This is a genomic window from Mycobacterium sp. 852013-51886_SCH5428379 (assembly GCF_001665575.1).
Classification (GTDB): Bacteria; Actinomycetota; Actinomycetes; order Mycobacteriales; family Mycobacteriaceae; genus Mycobacterium.
The window spans coordinates 46,014-62,945 of record NZ_LZSU01000043.1 but is presented as its reverse complement, the minus strand read 5'-3'; the positions used below and the strand labels follow the sequence as shown (position 1 = coordinate 62,945).

Annotated in this window: 17 protein-coding genes; 7 read left to right on the top strand and 10 right to left on the bottom strand. The window is 66.9% G+C overall.

Features of this window, described 5'->3' with window-relative positions; translation table 11 throughout:
- Positions 1-22: 22 nt before the first annotated feature.
- The 7 genes from A5757_RS19140 to A5757_RS19110 all read right to left on the bottom strand — a co-directional run bounded on the left by A5757_RS19140 (position 23) and on the right by A5757_RS19110 (position 5,654).
- Positions 23-514, bottom strand: coding sequence for a nitroreductase/quinone reductase family protein (locus A5757_RS19140; protein ID WP_066837186.1), 492 nt, complete (start codon positions 512-514; stop codon positions 23-25).
- The gene (locus A5757_RS19135; protein ID WP_066837251.1) at positions 507-1,394 is read right to left on the bottom strand and encodes a DMT family transporter; all 888 of its coding nucleotides are present in this window, start codon (positions 1,392-1,394) and stop codon (positions 507-509) included. Before A5757_RS19135 ends, A5757_RS19140 begins: the two co-directional genes overlap by 8 nt.
- Positions 1,395-1,408: 14 nt before the next feature.
- Positions 1,409-2,257: an SDR family oxidoreductase gene (locus A5757_RS19130; protein WP_066837182.1), complete on the bottom strand. Its 849-nt coding sequence runs from the start codon at positions 2,255-2,257 to the stop codon at positions 1,409-1,411.
- A gap of 16 nt (positions 2,258-2,273) precedes the next feature.
- Entirely contained in the window at positions 2,274-3,251 is a 978-nt protein-coding gene (locus A5757_RS19125; protein WP_066837179.1) for a tripartite tricarboxylate transporter substrate binding protein, read from the bottom strand.
- A 58-nt stretch (positions 3,252-3,309) separates the two neighbouring features.
- Positions 3,310-4,113, bottom strand: coding sequence for a DUF4239 domain-containing protein (locus A5757_RS19120; protein ID WP_066837176.1), 804 nt, complete (start codon positions 4,111-4,113; stop codon positions 3,310-3,312).
- 71 nt (positions 4,114-4,184) lie between these two features.
- On the bottom strand, positions 4,185-5,024 hold the full coding sequence (locus tag A5757_RS19115; protein ID WP_066837173.1) for an EamA family transporter: 840 nt from the start codon (positions 5,022-5,024) through the stop codon (positions 4,185-4,187).
- 189 nt (positions 5,025-5,213) lie between these two features.
- Positions 5,214-5,654: a transglycosylase family protein gene (locus A5757_RS19110; RefSeq protein WP_304440366.1), complete on the bottom strand. Its 441-nt coding sequence runs from the start codon at positions 5,652-5,654 to the stop codon at positions 5,214-5,216.
- Positions 5,655-5,949: 295 nt separating this feature from the next.
- On the opposite strand from A5757_RS19110, the gene A5757_RS19105 reads away from it, so the two are divergent.
- A complete protein-coding gene (locus A5757_RS19105) occupies positions 5,950-7,776 on the top strand; it encodes an NAD(P)/FAD-dependent oxidoreductase (protein WP_066837172.1) in 1,827 nt (608 codons plus the stop codon).
- Between the two features lie 2 nt (positions 7,777-7,778).
- Here A5757_RS19105 and A5757_RS19100 read toward each other — a convergent pair whose 3' ends face one another.
- The 3 genes from A5757_RS19100 to A5757_RS19090 all read right to left on the bottom strand — a co-directional run bounded on the left by A5757_RS19100 (position 7,779) and on the right by A5757_RS19090 (position 11,214).
- Positions 7,779-8,552 (bottom strand): SDR family NAD(P)-dependent oxidoreductase, encoded by a 774-nt coding sequence (locus tag A5757_RS19100; RefSeq protein WP_197497391.1) that lies wholly within the window; start codon positions 8,550-8,552, stop codon positions 7,779-7,781.
- Positions 8,549-9,517 carry a cyclase family protein gene (locus A5757_RS19095; RefSeq protein WP_066837170.1) on the bottom strand — a complete coding sequence of 323 codons (969 nt, stop codon included), beginning with the start codon at positions 9,515-9,517 and terminating at the stop codon, positions 8,549-8,551. Before A5757_RS19095 ends, A5757_RS19100 begins: the two co-directional genes overlap by 4 nt.
- A 95-nt stretch (positions 9,518-9,612) precedes the next feature.
- Positions 9,613-11,214 (bottom strand): CdaR family transcriptional regulator, encoded by a 1,602-nt coding sequence (locus tag A5757_RS19090; protein WP_156618557.1) that lies wholly within the window; start codon positions 11,212-11,214, stop codon positions 9,613-9,615.
- Positions 11,215-11,479: 265 nt separating this feature from the next.
- On the opposite strand from A5757_RS19090, the gene A5757_RS19085 reads away from it, so the two are divergent.
- The 6 genes from A5757_RS19085 (at position 11,480) to A5757_RS19060 (ending at position 16,923) form a co-directional block, all read left to right on the top strand.
- A complete protein-coding gene (locus A5757_RS19085) occupies positions 11,480-12,463 on the top strand; it encodes an amidohydrolase family protein (RefSeq protein WP_197497390.1) in 984 nt (327 codons plus the stop codon).
- Between the two features lie 196 nt (positions 12,464-12,659).
- Complete coding sequence (locus A5757_RS19080) at positions 12,660-13,406, top strand: GntR family transcriptional regulator (protein ID WP_066837162.1); 747 nt, start codon at positions 12,660-12,662, stop codon at positions 13,404-13,406.
- The gene (locus A5757_RS19075; RefSeq protein ID WP_156618556.1) at positions 13,403-14,446 is read left to right on the top strand and encodes an ABC transporter substrate-binding protein; all 1,044 of its coding nucleotides are present in this window, start codon (positions 13,403-13,405) and stop codon (positions 14,444-14,446) included. The genes A5757_RS19080 and A5757_RS19075 overlap by 4 nt, the downstream gene beginning before the upstream one ends.
- A gap of 53 nt (positions 14,447-14,499) precedes the next feature.
- A complete protein-coding gene (locus A5757_RS19070; RefSeq protein WP_156618554.1) occupies positions 14,500-15,279 on the top strand; it encodes an ABC transporter permease in 780 nt (259 codons plus the stop codon).
- Position 15,280: 1 nt separating this feature from the next.
- Positions 15,281-16,126, top strand: coding sequence for an ABC transporter permease (locus A5757_RS19065; protein WP_082929575.1), 846 nt, complete (start codon positions 15,281-15,283; stop codon positions 16,124-16,126).
- A 29-nt stretch (positions 16,127-16,155) separates the two neighbouring features.
- Positions 16,156-16,923 carry an ABC transporter ATP-binding protein gene (locus tag A5757_RS19060; RefSeq protein WP_066837153.1) on the top strand — a complete coding sequence of 256 codons (768 nt, stop codon included), beginning with the start codon at positions 16,156-16,158 and terminating at the stop codon, positions 16,921-16,923.
- Positions 16,924-16,932: the final 9 nt, after the last annotated feature.

The window sequence follows — 16,932 nt, the reverse complement described above, 5'->3', positions numbered from 1 at the left end:
CGCGACGAGCGGATGAGTAGGACTACGCGTCGTCGGCGGGGGTGAACACGTCGATCGCGCGCACGGGGCTGAGCATCACCAGCGGAATGTGCCGGGCGGTCTTCTGCTGATAGGCGACGTAGGGCGGGTACAGCTGGCACATGTACTCCCACACCTGGTGGCGTTCAGTGCCTTCCGGCTCCCGCCAGGTGGCGTCGAACGCCTGGGTGGCGATCTGCAGGCCGACGGTGTCGGCCGTCGTGATGTTGAGGTACCACTCGGGATGGGTGTCGGCGCCGCCTTTGGAGGCGACGATGACGACCTCGCCGCCGACATTGCCGTAGATGAGTGGTTTGACGTACGTCTTGCCGGATCGGCGCCCCGGGTACCGGATCAGGCAGTGCGTGGTCACCTGGCGGCCGCCCACCGAACTCAGGTCGACGATGTGCCCGCGGGTGCCACCCGATTCCAGATACGCCGCAAGGTGTTCGCGCATCCAGTCGCCGCGGTCCACGTCAGCGTCGGGCTCACTCATCCAGAACTCCCTCTGTTCGCTTCGCACGGACGGCCACCAAGCCCCCGCCGATCACGAGGACCATACCGAGGTACATGAACAGCGTCGGCGGATGGTGCCAGACGATCCAGTCGATCACCGCGGTGAAGACGATGACCGAGTAGATGAACGGCCCCACCTTCTCGGCCGGCGCGAAGCGGTAGGCGACGACAATCAACAGCTGCGAAAGCAGTTGCGCCACACCGAGAGCGATCAGCCACCCCCAGATCTGGGCCGGCACGGGTTGCCAGTCGGCGATCGCCACGGGCACCGAGAGCACCGTCGACAGCGCGAAGTAGTAGAACAGGATCCGGTCGACGGGTTCGGTGGCGCCGAGCCACCGCACCGACATCATCGCCACCGCCAGCAGGACCGCACCGGCGAGAGCGGCGGCGGCCCCGATGCTGAATCGCTGGTGCTGCGGTTGCAGAACCAGCACCACACCCGCGAAGCCGATCACCGCGCCCAGCCAGGTCGGCCATCCCACCATCCTGCGGGTGACCAGACCGGCGATGAGCGGCATCCACAGCGGCGCGCTGTAGGTCAGCAGGGTGGCATTTGCCAGCGGGATCTGCGTGAGGGCGAAGAACAGCGCATACCAGCATCCGGTTCCGGTGACCGCGCGTAGCAGGTGCAGGCCGAACCGCTCCGTGCGCAGCGTCGACCAACCGTTGCGTGCGGAGAACGGGAGGATCGCCGCGAGGCACAGGGCGTTCTGAGCCAGCAGCAGCACACCCGTGGAGGTGTGTTCGCCGGAGATCTTGGCGATCGTGCCGACCATCGCGACGCAGAAGAACGCCAGCGTCGTCAACGCTGCTCCCCGCACCAGGTTCTCCGGCCGATGCCCCGACCCGGCTGTCATCCGCTGGCCCACGGTCACACCCGGGCCGACATGCGGGCGGTCTCGCGTTCGAGGATCCAATTGAGTGCGCGCGGTGCGACCACGTCGAGGGCCCGCAGGGCGAGCGCTTTTCGCGGGGCGATACGGATGGGACGGGTGCGCACGGCGGTGACCATCCAGTCGGCGGCCTCGTCCACGCCGAGCGCCGCGACGCCGTCGTAGACGCGGGTGGGCGCGATCATCGGCGTCGCCACCAGGGGGTAGTAGATCGTCGTGGAATGCACTCCTAGACCGCCCCATTCGGTGTCGATCACCCGGCTCACGGCGCTCAGCGCGGCCTTGGAGGCGTTGTAGGGCGCGAACATCGGCGATGATTCGGGCAGCACCCGCCAGGTGGCGACGTTGACGATGTGGCCGTCGCCGCGTTCGATCATCCCGGGCGCGACGCCGCGGATCAGCCGCAGCGGGCCGAAATAGTTGAGCGCCATGACCCGTTCGACGTCATGCCAGCGCTCGAGTGAATCGGCCAGGGGGCGCCGTATTGACCTGGCGGCGTTGTTGATCAGCACGTCGACCGGTCCCGCCGCGTCGACCAGTCGGTCGACGGCGGACATGTCGGCCAGGTCCGCGGCGATCGCCCGCGCGCGACCGCCCGCGGCGGTGATCTGGTCGACCAGTGCGTCGAGCACCGCTTCGCGTCGCGCGACGACAGTGACGGTGGCTCCGTCGGCGGCGAGCTTGCGGGCGCCGGCCTCCCCGATGCCCGACGACGCCCCGGTGAGCAGGATGCGCTTGCCGCGCAGGTCGATCGGCGCGCGCGGCGGCAGGCTGGGCAGCGGTCGCATCCCAGCGAGGCGCATCTGGCGCTTCAGGCCGGTGAGCATCGACGTCGCGTCGCTGTCACCGTGCGGCTTGATCGAGCGCGGCTTTCAAGTCGGTCTGCGTCTCGGCCAGGAATGCCTGGAACTGGTCCCCGACCATGAACGTGGTGGTGAAGTGGCTTCGCTCGGCGACCTGCTTCCACGTCGGTGTCTCGACCATCTCGCCCAACACCCGTTGCCAGTACTCCACCGCGGGTTTCGGCATGTCCGGCGGACCGTAAAGGCCGCGCCAGTTGGACAGGGTGACGTCGAGCCCCTGCTCCCTCGCGGTCGGGATGTCGACTCCGGGTAGGCGCTGTTCGGCCAGGACGCCGAGTGCCCGGAGTTCGCCGGACTGGACCAGGTCGACGAACTCGCTGAGGCCACCGACCGCGACGTCGACGTTTCGGTCGAGGAGCGCCCTGGTCTGGTCGCCGCCGCCTTCGAAGGGGACGTAGTCGATGAGCGACGGGTCCCCGCCTGCCGCCGACACCAACAGGTCGAACGGCGCCTGATCGTCGGTGGCCGCGCCCACCCGGACACCGCCGGGCTCCCCCTTGATCGCGGTCATGACATCCGCGAGATTCGTGTAGGGCGAAGCCGAATCGGTGACGACGACGTAGTACTCGGTCATCAGACGCGCGATCATGGTGACGTCATCGACGCCGTACGGCGATATCCCGCGCAGTTCGTTCATCATCATCGACAGCGACGTGGCCGACACTTGATTGTCTGCGCCCCTGTACTTCTCGACCATCGTGGCCAGCCAGTCCGCGCCGATGTTGCCGGGACGGTTCTCCACCGGCAGCGGCACCGTGACGAGGTTCTCCGCCTGGAGTGAGTCGACGACGGCCCGGATCGTGAGATCCAGTCCGCTGCCGGGATTCGCGCCCGCGGACATCGTGACGGGCCCAGAGGGATAGGTGACCGCGGGCTGAGCGGCCGCCTCCTCGGTGGTTTGACATCCCGTCAGCACGAGGGCTGCGGCGAGGAAGGCGGTGGTCGCGGATCTGATCATTCGGGCCTGACGCTCCTGACGTTGTGGTGTCGATTGGTTGTCATTATGGGATCCGGCCTCACGTGGCGTTGCCGCTCTCATCGCACGGTGCCGGCGCGCCGTCGTCGATGTAGCTCAGAGTGGTGCGCATTTCGTCCGGTTGAATGCTGCCCGACCAACTCGAGTACGGATTGTCGAGGAATCCGACGACGAGCAGCGCGGACGTCACCAGCGCCGAGACGAACGCGATCGGCAGCGCCTGCACGACGGCGCTTTCCCGGCGGTCGGCTTGGACGCACATGAACGTCAGGACGGACGCCGCCCCGATGCCCAGCACGATCCACAGCGGAACAGGTACCGACGGCGTGGCTTCGGCGACCCGGGCACGGCGCCCGTCTCGGCGTTCTGCTTGCTGGTCGAACCACTGTGCGTACGCGGCTTCCGCGGCAGGACCGTCGGGCTGGATCGTGCCGAAGTCATCGACCATGGCGTCGACCCAGAATTGGGCTGTCGGTGACGTGCCGCCTCGCGTCATCGCCGGCCATTCGTCGGCGATCACGGCCCGGGCGTAGCAGACGAGATCTCCGTGCAAGGTGCCCGCGCCGTGTCCTTGGAGAACGTCGGCGACGTTGTGCAGTTCGGTGACCGCGATCGCCTCCATACTCGCTCCGTCCCGCGCGCTCTGATACGTCTGCAGCGCAAAGAAGATGGTGAACGCCAGCAGGACGGAGAACATGGTGCCGATCACCGTCAGCGTGCCCGCCGCCCGCGTGCTGTCGATGAACCACCCCGGGTCGGGAGCCCGCCTGCGCATCAACAACTTCGCCGCGACGGCCGATGCGACCACGACGGCGAGGACGAGGACCGCAAGCCAACCCAGCACCGGCCGAGTCTGACGGATCGGAGCCCGCGGGGCGACCGATATGGCTACGGCAATTTTTTTCTGCCGGCGGCTCAGGCGATGCTGATGAGCACGACGCCGGCCAGCACGACGGCGGCCGCGACGGCGCGGCGGTGCCCCATTCGTTCGCCGAGGAACCAGGCACCGATGAGGGCCCCGAAGACGATGCTGGTCTCGCGGAGCGCGGCGATCGCTGCCAGGGCTCCGCTGGTCTGGGCCCACAGCACGATCGTGTAGGCCGCGATCGAGATGACGCCCCCGGCGACTCCCGACGCCGCCGACCCGCGCAACGCGGGAACCAGCGTGCCGCGCCGTCGGGCGAGGGCGATGATCGCCAGCGGAGGCCCCTGTAAGAGGAACATCCAACCGGTGTAGGCGAACAGCGGTGCCTGCGTGACCCCGACGCCGTCGACGACGGTGTAGGCGGCGATGGTCAGCCCGGTCGCCATGGCGGCCGCGAGGGCGGGTACGTCGCGCCGACGCGGCCGGCCGTCGGCGAACACGATGGCGATCAGGCCCCCGGAGACGAGCAGGATCCCGAACAGTTCGGCGGCGGGTAGGCCGTTGCCCAGGATGAGCACCGAGACCAGCGCCACCACCCATGGCGACGTGCCCCGCGCCAACGGGTACATCTGGCTGAACTCGCCGAGCTGATAGCTCAGCAGCAGCATGAGGTTGTAGACCACGTGCAGCAACGCCGAGGCGATGATGAACGGCCACGCACCGGCGGGCGGGAGCCCGGCGAACGCCACCATCACCGAGCCTCCGACACAGTCGACCAACCCGATGAGGGCGAACCCGATCAACCGGTCACTGACATTGTGCGCCAACGAATTCCACACCGCATGCAGCAGCGCGGAGAAGAGGACGGCGAACGCGATGGTCGGCGTCATCGGACCACGAACAGCATCATCGGACCTTCTCGGTGGCGTGGGGCACGCCACCGGAGATCCTCCAGGCTTTTGTCCGTTCAGATGACCGCAACCCGTCCGGGGGGTGCGGTGGCGTCGCTCGGACCAGCCACACCCCGCGGGGCGTCGGAACCCTAGACGCTATCGGCTAGAACGTAACACGGAGCGTCGTCAGCCGTTGAGCAGCGCGGCGACGGCCTGCGCCTGCCGCATCAACCCGACGCACATCCTGTTGAGGTTGACGACACCGAGTTGAATTCCGGCGATGAGCCGGCAGGCGTTGCCGGTTCCGGGTGCCACTGTGGACCTCGGCGACAGTGCGAATGCACCGCAAACGGGCCACGCACCGATGCCCTGCGTGCGCAGCACCCGCTCGGCGATGAGGATCTGGTGCTCGCGTGTGGCCTGGTGCGGCGAGCCGACTCCGCCGTGCTCCTTCCAGGTCGCGGGCAGGAACTGCAGACCGCCGTAGAAACCGTTGCCGGTGTTGGTCGCCCAGTTTCCGCTGGACTCACAGTGCGCAATGGCATCCCAGTTGACCGTGCCGGCCTGAGCGTTCGGGGTCGCCACCGCGGTCGACGTCACCGACAGAGCAGTCGCGGTGACGGCCACGGCCAGTCCTTTGGGCAGGTGCAACGGAAACCCTCTTTCAGTCGCCGGACGCGGGTGGAGAGGCGCCCTGACTGTGCGGTCGGCTTACAACAGTGGTCATTGTTACCGCTGTTCCTGCAGTGAACCGTGAGGAGATCGTGATAGTTGTTCATAAGTTTCGTGTCGCGCTTGCCCCGGCCGACCTGAGGACTCCAGGAGCGGTGAGCACCGACGCGGCTGAGTCGGACGTAACATCTCCAGGAGTATCTGTAACGTACGCGGCCTAGTGGAGGCCACGACGAGGAGAACGCCAGCGATGTCACAGACGGCTGCTTTCCCGGGCCCACAGCCGGCCACCTACGACGCCGAATGGACGCGCGCGAAGTACGAGGCCGAACGAGCCAAGCGGTTGCGGCCCGACACGGTGCACCAGTACGTGGAGGTCACCGCGGACTTCTCGCACTATGCCGACGACCCGTACGTGGACAGGTTCGAACGCGAGCCGGTCCGCGACCACAGTCAGGTGGTGATCATCGGCGGCGGTCTCGGCAGCCTGATCGCAGCGGTGCGACTGCAGGAGGTCGGGATCGACGACATCAGGATCGTCGACACCGCAGGTGATTTCGGCGGCACGTGGTATTGGAATCGCTATCCGGGTGCGCAGTGCGACATCGAGTCCTACATCTATCTGCCGCTGCTCGAAGAACTCGGCTACGTACCCTCCGAGCGGTATGCACACGGGCCGGAGATCCGGGAGCATCTGCAGGCCGTCGCGCGGCACTACGGGCTCTACCGGAACGCGTTGCCGCAGACCACGGTCACCGACATGCGGTGGAACGACGACGCGAAGCACTGGGAGTTCTCGACCGATCGTGGCGATGCGTTGACCGCCACGCTGGCCGCGGTGTCACCCGGATCGCTCACGCGCCCGAAACTGCCGGGAATTGCGGGCATCAACGAATTTCGCGGGCACACGTTCCACACCAGCCGCTGGGACTACGACTACACCGGCGGCGACGAGAACGGCGGCTTGACCAAACTGGCCGACAAGCGCGTCGGCATCATCGGCACCGGCGCGACCGGACTGCAGTGCATCCCGCACCTGGGCCGGTGGTCGGAGAAGCTGTTCGTGTTCCAGAGGACTCCGAGCACCGTCGCCGAACGGGGGAATCGACCGACGGATTCCGCGTGGGCAGCCAGGCTGAACCCGGGCTGGCAGCGCGAGCGGATGGAGAATTTCAGCCGCGTGACCGCCGGCGTCGAGGTGGACGTCGACCTCACCGACGACGGGTGGACGCGAAATGCGCTCGCGTTGGGTGAACCCGCGGTGGCGCGGGAGACGGCTCGCCTGGGACGGGAGATGACGCCGGAGGAGGTGGAGGCGTTCCTCGACCGTGCCGACTACGAGGCGATGGAGCGGCTTCGCACCAGGATCAGCCGGACGGTGCGGGATCCGAAGACCGCCGCATCGCTCAAGCCGTGGTTCAAGCTGAACTGCAAGCGTCCGGGCTATCACGACGAATATCTGGAGACGTTCAACCGGGACAACGTCGTGTTGGTCGATACCGACGGGCGCGGAGTGGAGCGGTTCACGCCCACCTGCGCCGTCGTGGACGGGGTCGAATACGAACTCGATGCCCTGATCTTCGCGACCGGCTTCGAGGTGGGCACCGAGTTCACCCGCCGTCTCGGCTTCGAGATCACCGGGCGCGACGGAGTGAGGCTGAGCGACAAGTGGGCGAAGGGGATGCGGACGCTGCACGGTCTGCAGACGCACGGCTTTCCGAACTGTTTCTTCCTGGGCTACACGCAGTCTGGGGTGTCACCGAACTACACGCACACCGCCGAGGAGCGCGCCCGCCATTTCGCCTATCTAGTGCGCGAATGGGCGCGGCGCGGGGCGGCGACGATCGAGGCGACGGCGGAGGCGGAAGAGGAATGGCTGGCGGCGATGAACGAGGCGTCGGGTCAGGCGAAGGCGTTCTATGACGCGTGCACGCCGAGCTATCTGAGCTCCGAAGGCGATAAGGACAACCCGCACGGGATGCTCGCGACGAACTTCGGCGGGAAGTCCGTGGACTTCTTCGACATGCTGAGCGACTGGCGGTCGACCGGCCGGCTGGAGGGCGTCAGCTTCGGTTGACCTCAGTGCGCGGTCCACCCGCCGTCGACCAGCAGGGAGGTGCCGGTGGTGAGCGACGACGCCGGGCTGGCGAGATAGGCGACGGCAGCGGCGACTTCGTCCACCGTCCCCAGCCTGCGCATCGGGATCTCGCCCAGCACCCAGTCCCGGAACTCGGGCTTGGCCAGGTTTTGCGCCGTCAGCTCGGTCTCGATGAAGGTGGGGGCGACGGTGTTCACCCGGATGCCCTCACCGGCCAGTTCGAGAGCGAGCGCTTTCGTCATTCCCTCCAGCGCCCACTTCGAGGTGCAGTACAGCGTGCGTTGCGGGCCGCCGACATGACCCATCTGCGATCCGATCGACACGATCGACCCGCCCTGCCCGTGCTCGCGCATGCGGGCGACCGCTTGCTGCGTCACGAACAGGACGGCCGCGACATTGACGTCCATGACCGCCGCATAGGTCTCCGCAGTGATCTCGTCGACACTCTGGGGAATGTTGCGCCCAGCGCTGTTGACCAGGACGTCGACGCGCTCGTCGGCCATCAGCGCCGAGACGAACCCTCCGTCGGTCACGTCGCCGGCATGGACCACCGCCGAGCCGCCGTACTCACCTATCAGACGGGCCGTCGCCTGCAGCGATTCGACGGTGCGGCCCACGAGATGAGCGGTCGCGCCCAGGCGGGCGAGCGCGACAGCGGACGCCCGGCCGATCCCCGAGCCGGCGCCCGTCACCCAGGCGTGCCTGCCGGCCAGCGATGCGCCCCCCACCAGGGCGTCGACCGCACCCCCTGTCACTTGATGGCCTGGGGGTTCACCGGAGAGCCGACGGCGCCGGGGATCACCAGCGGCGGCCCGACCAGAAGGAAGTCGTACTGCCCGTCGGCAGCGCAGTCGTCGGCGAGCGCGTCGAGGTACCAGATCTCGCCGACCAGCAACCCCATGGACACGATCATCACCAGGTGCAGCGGCTGGAACGTTCCCTCGAGTTCGTTGGGTCGAACCTCGGCGCCCCAGGTGTCGGTCGCGATTCCCGCGACCTCTTTCTCGTACAGCCAGCGCGCCACCGACAGCGAAAGCCCGGGAGCGTCACCGGCGGAGTAGCCGCCCCAACCGGGCAGATCGCGCCGCGCAGCCATGTCACCGGTCCGGATCAGCACGATGTCTCCGCGACCGACGGTGACGCCGTGGAAGTCGCAGGCCTCGTCGAGGTCCTCCGGGTAGATCGCCTCCCCGGGCTCGAGGTGCGTCTTGCCCTTGACACGCGGAATATCGAGCAGCACACCGCGTGTGGCGATCGTCGGCATGTGCTCCACACCGCCGCGCGCTGCGCCGGAGGATGTCACCTCGCCCGCGCTGAACCCGTTGAACATCTTCCCGTCCCGGAAGATGTGTCCGAGGGCGTCCCATTGAGTGCCGCCCTGCAGAAACAGGAACAGGCTGTCATCGGCGAAACCCCAACCCAGCGGATCGGCGCTGTAGGTCTGCGTGCCCGCCAGGTGATCTGTGCCGGTGGCCGCCATCTGGTGCACCGGATTGACCCGGCCGAAGGCGCCGGTCTGCGGACCCGCCCCGTCGAGCGGCAACTGCAGTGAGATGGTCTTGCCGGTCCGGACCATCGAAGCGGCGGCGGTGATCACGTCGGGGGTGATGAAGTTCAGCGTGCCGCGCTGATCCTCACTCCCCCAGCGGCCCCAGTTGTTGCACGACTCGTAGAGCTCGTGGAAGAGGTCGAAGGTGATGGATTGCTGGCTGGTCGTCATGGCCGAAATCTACGGCGCGCGGCCCCCAATCGTTTGCTCCCACAGGAGAGAAGTCGACCCGATCCGCTCGACGATCAGAGGAAGCGCCGGCCGGTTTACCGCAGGAGCAGTTCGCACAGCAGCCGCTCCGCAGGATCGTCGAGGTCCAGCCCGGCGATGGCCTGGATCCGCTTCAAGCGGTAGCGCAACGTGGTCACGTGGATGTTCAGGTGATCGGCTGCGGCCGTCACGTTGCCGAACGCCGACAGGTACGCCGACAACGTCGCCGTGTACTCCGACCCGCTGGCCTCGTCCTCGGCCCGCAGACGGTCCAGTTTCGGATGGCCGATCTCGGCGGCCGCAACGAACTGGCCGACACGGGCCAGGGCGATACGCGCAAGCGCGTCGTCGAATGGTGTCACCGTCGAACCTTCCGCCGGTGAACAGATTTCGAGCACCTCATCGACCTGACCCCGGGCGGTGGGAATGTCCGGCAGCGCACGGACGGTCCGGCTGATCGCGACCTGGATATCGCGTCCCAGCAATGCGCGCCTGACGTGTTCCCCCATGGAGGAGGCGAATGCGGCGAGGCGGGCATCGGAGGTGTCACCGTCGTGAGCGAGCACGCAGTAGACGGTGTGGCCGATGTCTGTGGTGACGGCACGCCATCGGTACGACTGGCAGTACATCCCCACGGATTCGACGGTGCGGTTCCGGTCGAGGTTGGTCAGCAGTGCATCGGGAGAGGCCCGCAAAGCCAGCACCGTGTACCGGGCGGCCGGCGACAACCCGTACTCCTCGGCAGTGGATCGGGGAATCGACCCTTGGTCGAGCAACAGCCGCAGCTGCCTGTTCTGCGACGCCCGGCGCTGGAAGCCGGCCTCCTGATGTTTCAGCAGGAACGGCGCCGCGGTACGTGCGGCGGCGACCATGCGCTCCTCGATGTCCCCGGGTAGGGGTGTCTCGCCCTCGGCGACCCAGAGCACCCCGAGCAGGAAACGTTCCGCGCGAATGGAACACAGTAGGCGTCGACGGGCTTCGAAGGGGCCGTTATCGATCGACACGACCTCGTCGGTACCCAGAAGTGTGTCGATGACGCCCAGAGATTCCAGATGCCGCAGCCAGTCGTCGGGGATCCGGCGGCCGAGGATGGCGATATCCCGGCCGCGGTCGACCTGGCCGGTGGAACTCGAATAGGACAGCACCCGGAACTTCGCGTCCTCGATGATCACGTGGCCGCCGAGCATCTCCGCGAGTGACTCTGCCACGCCGGCCAGATCCTCCAGCGCGACACCGGATTCCCGGATCTCCTCGGTGTCGGCCTGGGACATCAGATCGCGGGCCAGATCGGACAACTCCAGCCACGGCACTTCCGCCCGACGCTCGAGCAGACACAGCCCCGCCTGGACGGCGGCCGACCGGACCTCATTGCGGACGCCGTCGGGGATCGGGCCGACGATCACCGCGCGGGCGCCCGCGCCGGCTGACCGGACGATGACCTCCTGCCAGTCGGACGGCGCCACGCCCACCACGAGAAGGACGTCCGGGCAGTCCTCCGACGATCCGTCGAACACCCCCACCGTTCGGAGCCTGGCGTCTTCGTCAGCGGCCGGCGCCACCGGTATGACCAAATTCTCGCCGAGCAGACGAGCGATGTCCCGCGCGGCGATGCCGCCGACGATCTCGCCGGCGCTCGGCGGCATGGGAGTCGTGTCCACCCGGTCAGTGTGCCGGACGGCCTGCTCGCGAGGACGTCATGCGCATCGCGGTCCGATCGCAATGTCGGGCTGACAGCCGCGCCATGCACATATGTCGATGACGACGCTGTGAGGCCGACATTGCGACATGCCCGCCATGTCGCCGGTGGCGATGAGCGTTAGACGTTCGTAGCGCGCAAACGGCGGAACTTCCTCTGATCAGAGCACGGAGCCCAATTCGCAACCTCCTACACTCAGCAAACCGACGACGAAAGAGATGCATCACGTGACCTCCCCTTCCGCGCTCGCACCGGGCCACATCGACATCCACGCGCACCTGCTGCCGGAAGACTGCTATGAGATCCCCGCCGCGGACGGTCCCCGCGCACTGGCCGAGCGAGGCGGCGACGAGTTGTACCTCGGCGACTTTCCCATTGCGGTGACCCGCGACGAGATCTCCGGCGTACCGCGCATTCTCGCCGACATGGATGCGGAAGACCTCGCGGTGCGGGTGGTGTCGGCGCCGCCCTACGCGTTCGCCGTCACCGCCGGCGCCGACGATGCGGCCGAGTACGCGCGCCGGGTCAACGAGGGCCTGATGCGGATGTGCGAGAGCCATCCCGACCGGCTCATCCCCCTGGGCGTGCTGCCACTGCAGGACCGCGGCGCCACCGCCGCGGAGGTGAAGCAACTGGTGGCCGACGGGATTCGCGGTGTGTCGGTACCTCCGGTCGTGGAATCCCTGACGCTGGGCGACCCCGAACTGCACCACGTCCTCGACGCCTGTGCGGATGCCGGCCTGGCCGTACTGGTGCATCCGACGCAGCAGCCGCGGCCCGGCTTCAACCACCACTACCTGCAGAATCTGATCGGCAACCCCGTCGAATCGGCGACCGCGATCGCTTCGATCCTGCTCGGCGGGACCTTCGACCGCATACCGACGCTCCGCATCGCGTTCGTGCACGGGGCCGGGGTCGCGCCGGCGCTGCTGGGCCGGTGGGACCACGGGTGGCGCATGCGTTCCGACGTCTCCGCCGACAGCGACACCCCACCAAGCGAGACGTTCCGCGCCCACGTCTACGCCGATTCCCTGGCCCACTCGGTGCCGGCGGGTGAATTGCTCTGCAAGACGGTGCATCCCGATCGCATCACCCTCGGTTCCGACTATCCATTCGACATGGCCGATGCACATCCGGTCCGCTCGGCGACGGCGCTGGGTCTCGCCCCAGAAGCCCTGCGCGCCAACGCCTTGCGATGGCTGGACTGGTAGTGACTGTCTGACCGGGCCGGACGGTGGTGAGGACCCCTCGCCACGATCACCGGGTCGAGGCTGAGATTCGCCCGCTTCCCTTCCGCCGCACCTCAGCGGCCCACGAGTGAGCTGACCCACACGATTGCAACGTAGTGATTGACAACACAATGAGGCGATGTATACATTTCTCGCAGTTGGTAGACAAGGAGGTCAGATGGCATACGAAAGCGCCGCAAGTCGCGTCGCGTCGGAGCTGCGCACCGAGATCCTTCAGGGGAAGATCGCGCCCGGTTCGCGGCTGTCGCAGCTGAGCATCGCCGAGCGATTCGGCGTCAGCCGGATCCCCGTCCGCGACGCTCTGCAGATGCTCGCCGGTGAGGGGCTACTTCATCCGAGCACCAATGCCACCGCCGTCGTCATCGGGATGTCGATCCCAGAGCTGCAGGAGCTCTACGAACTCCGGGAAGCGGTCGAACCGTTGGCCACCCAGATCGCGGTGCCCAAGGTCGGTCGCGCCGAGATCATGATCATGCGCAGGCAGATGACCGTCATGGAGACCAGTAGCGAGACGCCGATCTGGTTGCACGCCAACGCCGAATTCCATGCCGCCGTCTACAAGCGGGCCGGTCGGCCCCGCATGATCGACCTGGTCGAACAGCTACGACGGCTCACCGACCGCTATCTGTACATGCACGTCGAGGTGATCGGACAGACCGAACACCTGCACGCCGAGCACGCAGCGATCCTGGCTGCGGTGGAATCCGGCGACGCAGCGTTGGCGGCGAAGCTCACCCGCGAGCACCTGGCCACCTCCCACGACCACATCCTGTCCTACCTGCTCGAACATCCGTCCGTGACCGGCGCTGACGACCTTGTCAGCTATCACGATCGCGATCATCAAGACCCCGCGCTCTCGGCAACGATGCCCAGGGGCGGCCGAACGAAGGGAACACAATCGTGAAAGTACTGGGGCGCCGTATCACGGCCGTGGCTCTCGCCGCCGCGACCGCAATCGCGATGTCCGGGTGCGTCTCCCGGCCCGATTCGGGCGGCGGCGGCGGAGACGGCGGGACCATCCGGTTCACCTTCGCCCCCGACCCGGTGTGGGATTACATCACCGACCAGGGAATTCTCGAGGAGATGGAGGCCGAGTCCGGCATCAACATCGAAGCCTCGTCGACGTGGGACGAGTTCGGCGTCTTCGCCGGCGGCCATGCCGACATCGTCTCCTCCGCCTCCTACGAGGTGCCGGTCATCGAAGAGGAGACGGGCCGCGACACCATCATCATCGGCAAGTACAACCTTGACCGAAGCGTCATCATCACGCGCGCCGACAATCCCGCACAGAGCCTGGCGGACATCAAGAGCGAAGACGTCTCGGTCTACACCGCGGTGTCGGCGACGCTGCTGTGGGGCGCGTACGCCAAGAAGATGCACGGCGTCGACTTCCGCACGGGTGGTGGCGATTACAACCTGATCGTCTCCGACCCCCAGCAGCAGGCCGACCTCGTGAGCAAGGGTGAGGTGGCCGCGTGCGTATGCCTGCCCGAATTCGCCGCCCCGGGTTTGCGCAGTGGTGAACTCAAGGTGCTCTACGACGGCAAGTCGGCCGCCGACATGTACTCCGAGCTCGTCGTCGAAGGCCATGAGGGTCCGATGATCAACGTGTTCCTGGCCGGCAACGAGTGGGCGCGGGAGAACCCCGAGCAGGTCGAGTTCTTCCTCGACGTCTGGCAGCGCGGCCTGAAGGAGTGGGAAGCCAACAAGGCCAAGATCATCGAGACCTACCCGCAGCATTTCGCGGTCGAGGCACCCGAGGACATCTCCTTCGTGCAGGACTACATCGCCGAACACGACTGGTTCGTGCGCGACGTGCGGTTCGACCAGACCTGGGCCGACAACGAGGGCAAGGTCTTCCCGTTCCTCAAGGAGACCGGGTTCATGGCCGAGGATCAGGCGCTGCCGAAGTTCCGTCCGTCGGAGAAGAGCGGACAGTCGTGACAGTCACCACCAACCGAAGCGCTGACGTGGCGAGTGCACCCCCGGAAACGGGGGTGACCCCCACGAGTCCCCTGGCCACCTCCGTACGGCGGGTGGGACTCCACTTCATCGGTTACGCACTGCTGCTGGGGGTTTGGGCCTTCTGCTCGCTCGTGCTGTTCACCGAGTACGTACTGCCCACGCCGTGGACCGTCGGTGCCGAGATGTGGCATCTGGCGGCCGACGGCACCGCGTTCGTCCAGTTCGGTTCCAGCATCGTCAAGATCGCGCTCGGCTTCGCCATCGGCACCGTGTTCGGGGTACCGCTCGGCCTGCTGATGGGCCGTGTCCGCTACCAGAAGTACTTCTGGCAGCAGCCGCTGCTGGTGCTGGGCAATGTTCCCGGCCTTGCCTTCGCGGTGTTCGCGCTGATCCTGTTCGGCATCGGAGCCATCGGGCCCGTCGTGGTGGTCTCGTTCGTCGCGCTGCCCTACGTCGCGCTCAACGTCGCCCAGGGCGTCGAAGAGGTCGACCGCCGACTGGTCGACATGAGCACGGTGTACGGCCTCGGGCGGGGTGACGTCATCAAGTCGGTGTTCCTGCCGTCGGTGATGCCGTTCCTGTTCGCCGCGCTGCGCTACGGCTTCGCGATGGCCTGGAAGGTCGAGGCCCTCACCGAGGTGTTCGGTGGCCGCAGCGGTATCGGCTTCATGATTCGCCAGTCCTTCCAGGAGTTCTCAGTGGCCGGCGTGCTGGCCTGGACCGGTTTCTTCGTGCTCTTCATCTTGTTGATCGAGCGCGTGATCCTGGCCGGCCTCGAACAACGGTTCTTCGCATGGAGAGGGGGACGCTGATATGAGCGCACCCGTGATCGACCGTGGCGACACGGTCACCGCGCGCCGCAAGGCCGCACCCGGTTGGCTGACCGGTCCGGTCGGCGCGACCGCCGCGGCCGCGCTACTGTTCCTGCTGCTGTGGCAGTTGGCCGGCACCTTCGGCGACCGCATCCCGGGACCCGTCCCGGTGGTCAAGGCGGCCATCAACGAGATCGAACGCGGCGAGTTCTTCTTCAACTTCGCCATCAGCATGCAGCGTTTCGTGATCGGTATGGTCATCTCGATCGTCCTCGGGGTGATCATCGGACTGGCGATCGGCACGTTCCGGGTCTTCGACGACCTCTTCGGAGACGTGAACCTCGTCGGCCTGGCCATCCCGGCCGTGATCTGGGCGCTGTTGTGCGCCATGTGGTTCGGGTTCTCCGATACCGCGCCGATCCTCACCGTCGTCCTCTCGGCCATCCCGTTCGTCGTGGTCAACGTCGCAGCCGGAGCACGCTCGATTCCGCCGGCGCTTCTGGACATGTCGCAGTCCTACGACGTCCCGCCGGCGCGCCGCCTACGGCATGCCGTGCTGCCGTCGGTCACCGGCTACGTGGTGGCCGGTATCCGATTCGGCGTCATGTCGGGCTGGAACGGGCTGCTCCTGTCGGAGTGGTTCGGATCGGCCGACGGTGTCGGACATCGGGCCCGGTATTGGTACGACGCCAACCAGTTGCCCGGGTTCGTCGCGTGGATCGCGTTCTTCATCGCCTTCATGGTGCTGACCGACCGCGTCCTGCTCGAGCGCCTGTCCCGGCGCGCCTTCCGCTGGCGTGACGGCGAAGCCAAGCCCGGCGAACCCGCAGCGGCCGCGGCCGCGTAGACCCGCACACACTCAAGGAGATTCACCCCATGGCCAACGTCACCGTGACAGATCTGCTCAAGGTGTTCGGCACTCCCACCGGACCGCAGACCGTCATCAACCGCATCAACTTCGAAATCGCCGATCAGTCCTTCGTATCCCTGGTGGGACCTTCGGGCTGCGGTAAGACCACGCTGCTCAACATCATCGCCGGCATCGAGACCGCCACGTCAGGCGCAGTCACCATCGGTGGCGCCGGCCAGTCGGCCAAACTCGCCTATGTGTTCCAGGAGCCCCGGCTGCTCCCGTGGCGGTCGATCTTCGACAACCTGATGTACGTCCAGAAGGTGCGCGACGATGCCGCCAAGCAGCGTGTGCACGAGGCGCTCAAGCGTGTCGGACTCGGGCATGCCGAAAAGAAGTGGCCCGGGCAGCTTTCCGGCGGGCAGCAGCAGCGCGTCGGTATCGCCCGCGCGCTGTCGATCGAACCCGATGTGCTGCTGATGGACGAGCCGTTCAGCCATCTCGACGCGATCACCGCGCGCGGTCTGCGCGAGCACCTCCAGGAGATCTGGGCGCAGACCCGCAAGACCGTCGTATTCGTCACCCATGACGTCAAGGAAGCGGCCGAGCTGTCGGACCGCATCCTGATGTTGGCACCGGGCGGCACCATCCACGAGGACATCACCGTCGATCTTCCTCGTCCGCGCAAGGCCTCCAATACCGAGGTCGCCGTGTTGGAGTCGTCGATCCTGCGCCGCTTCGAAGAGCTCGAAGCCAGCGCCCGTCAGCGCTCCGCGGTTCCCGCCGGCGCTTGATCCAATCGA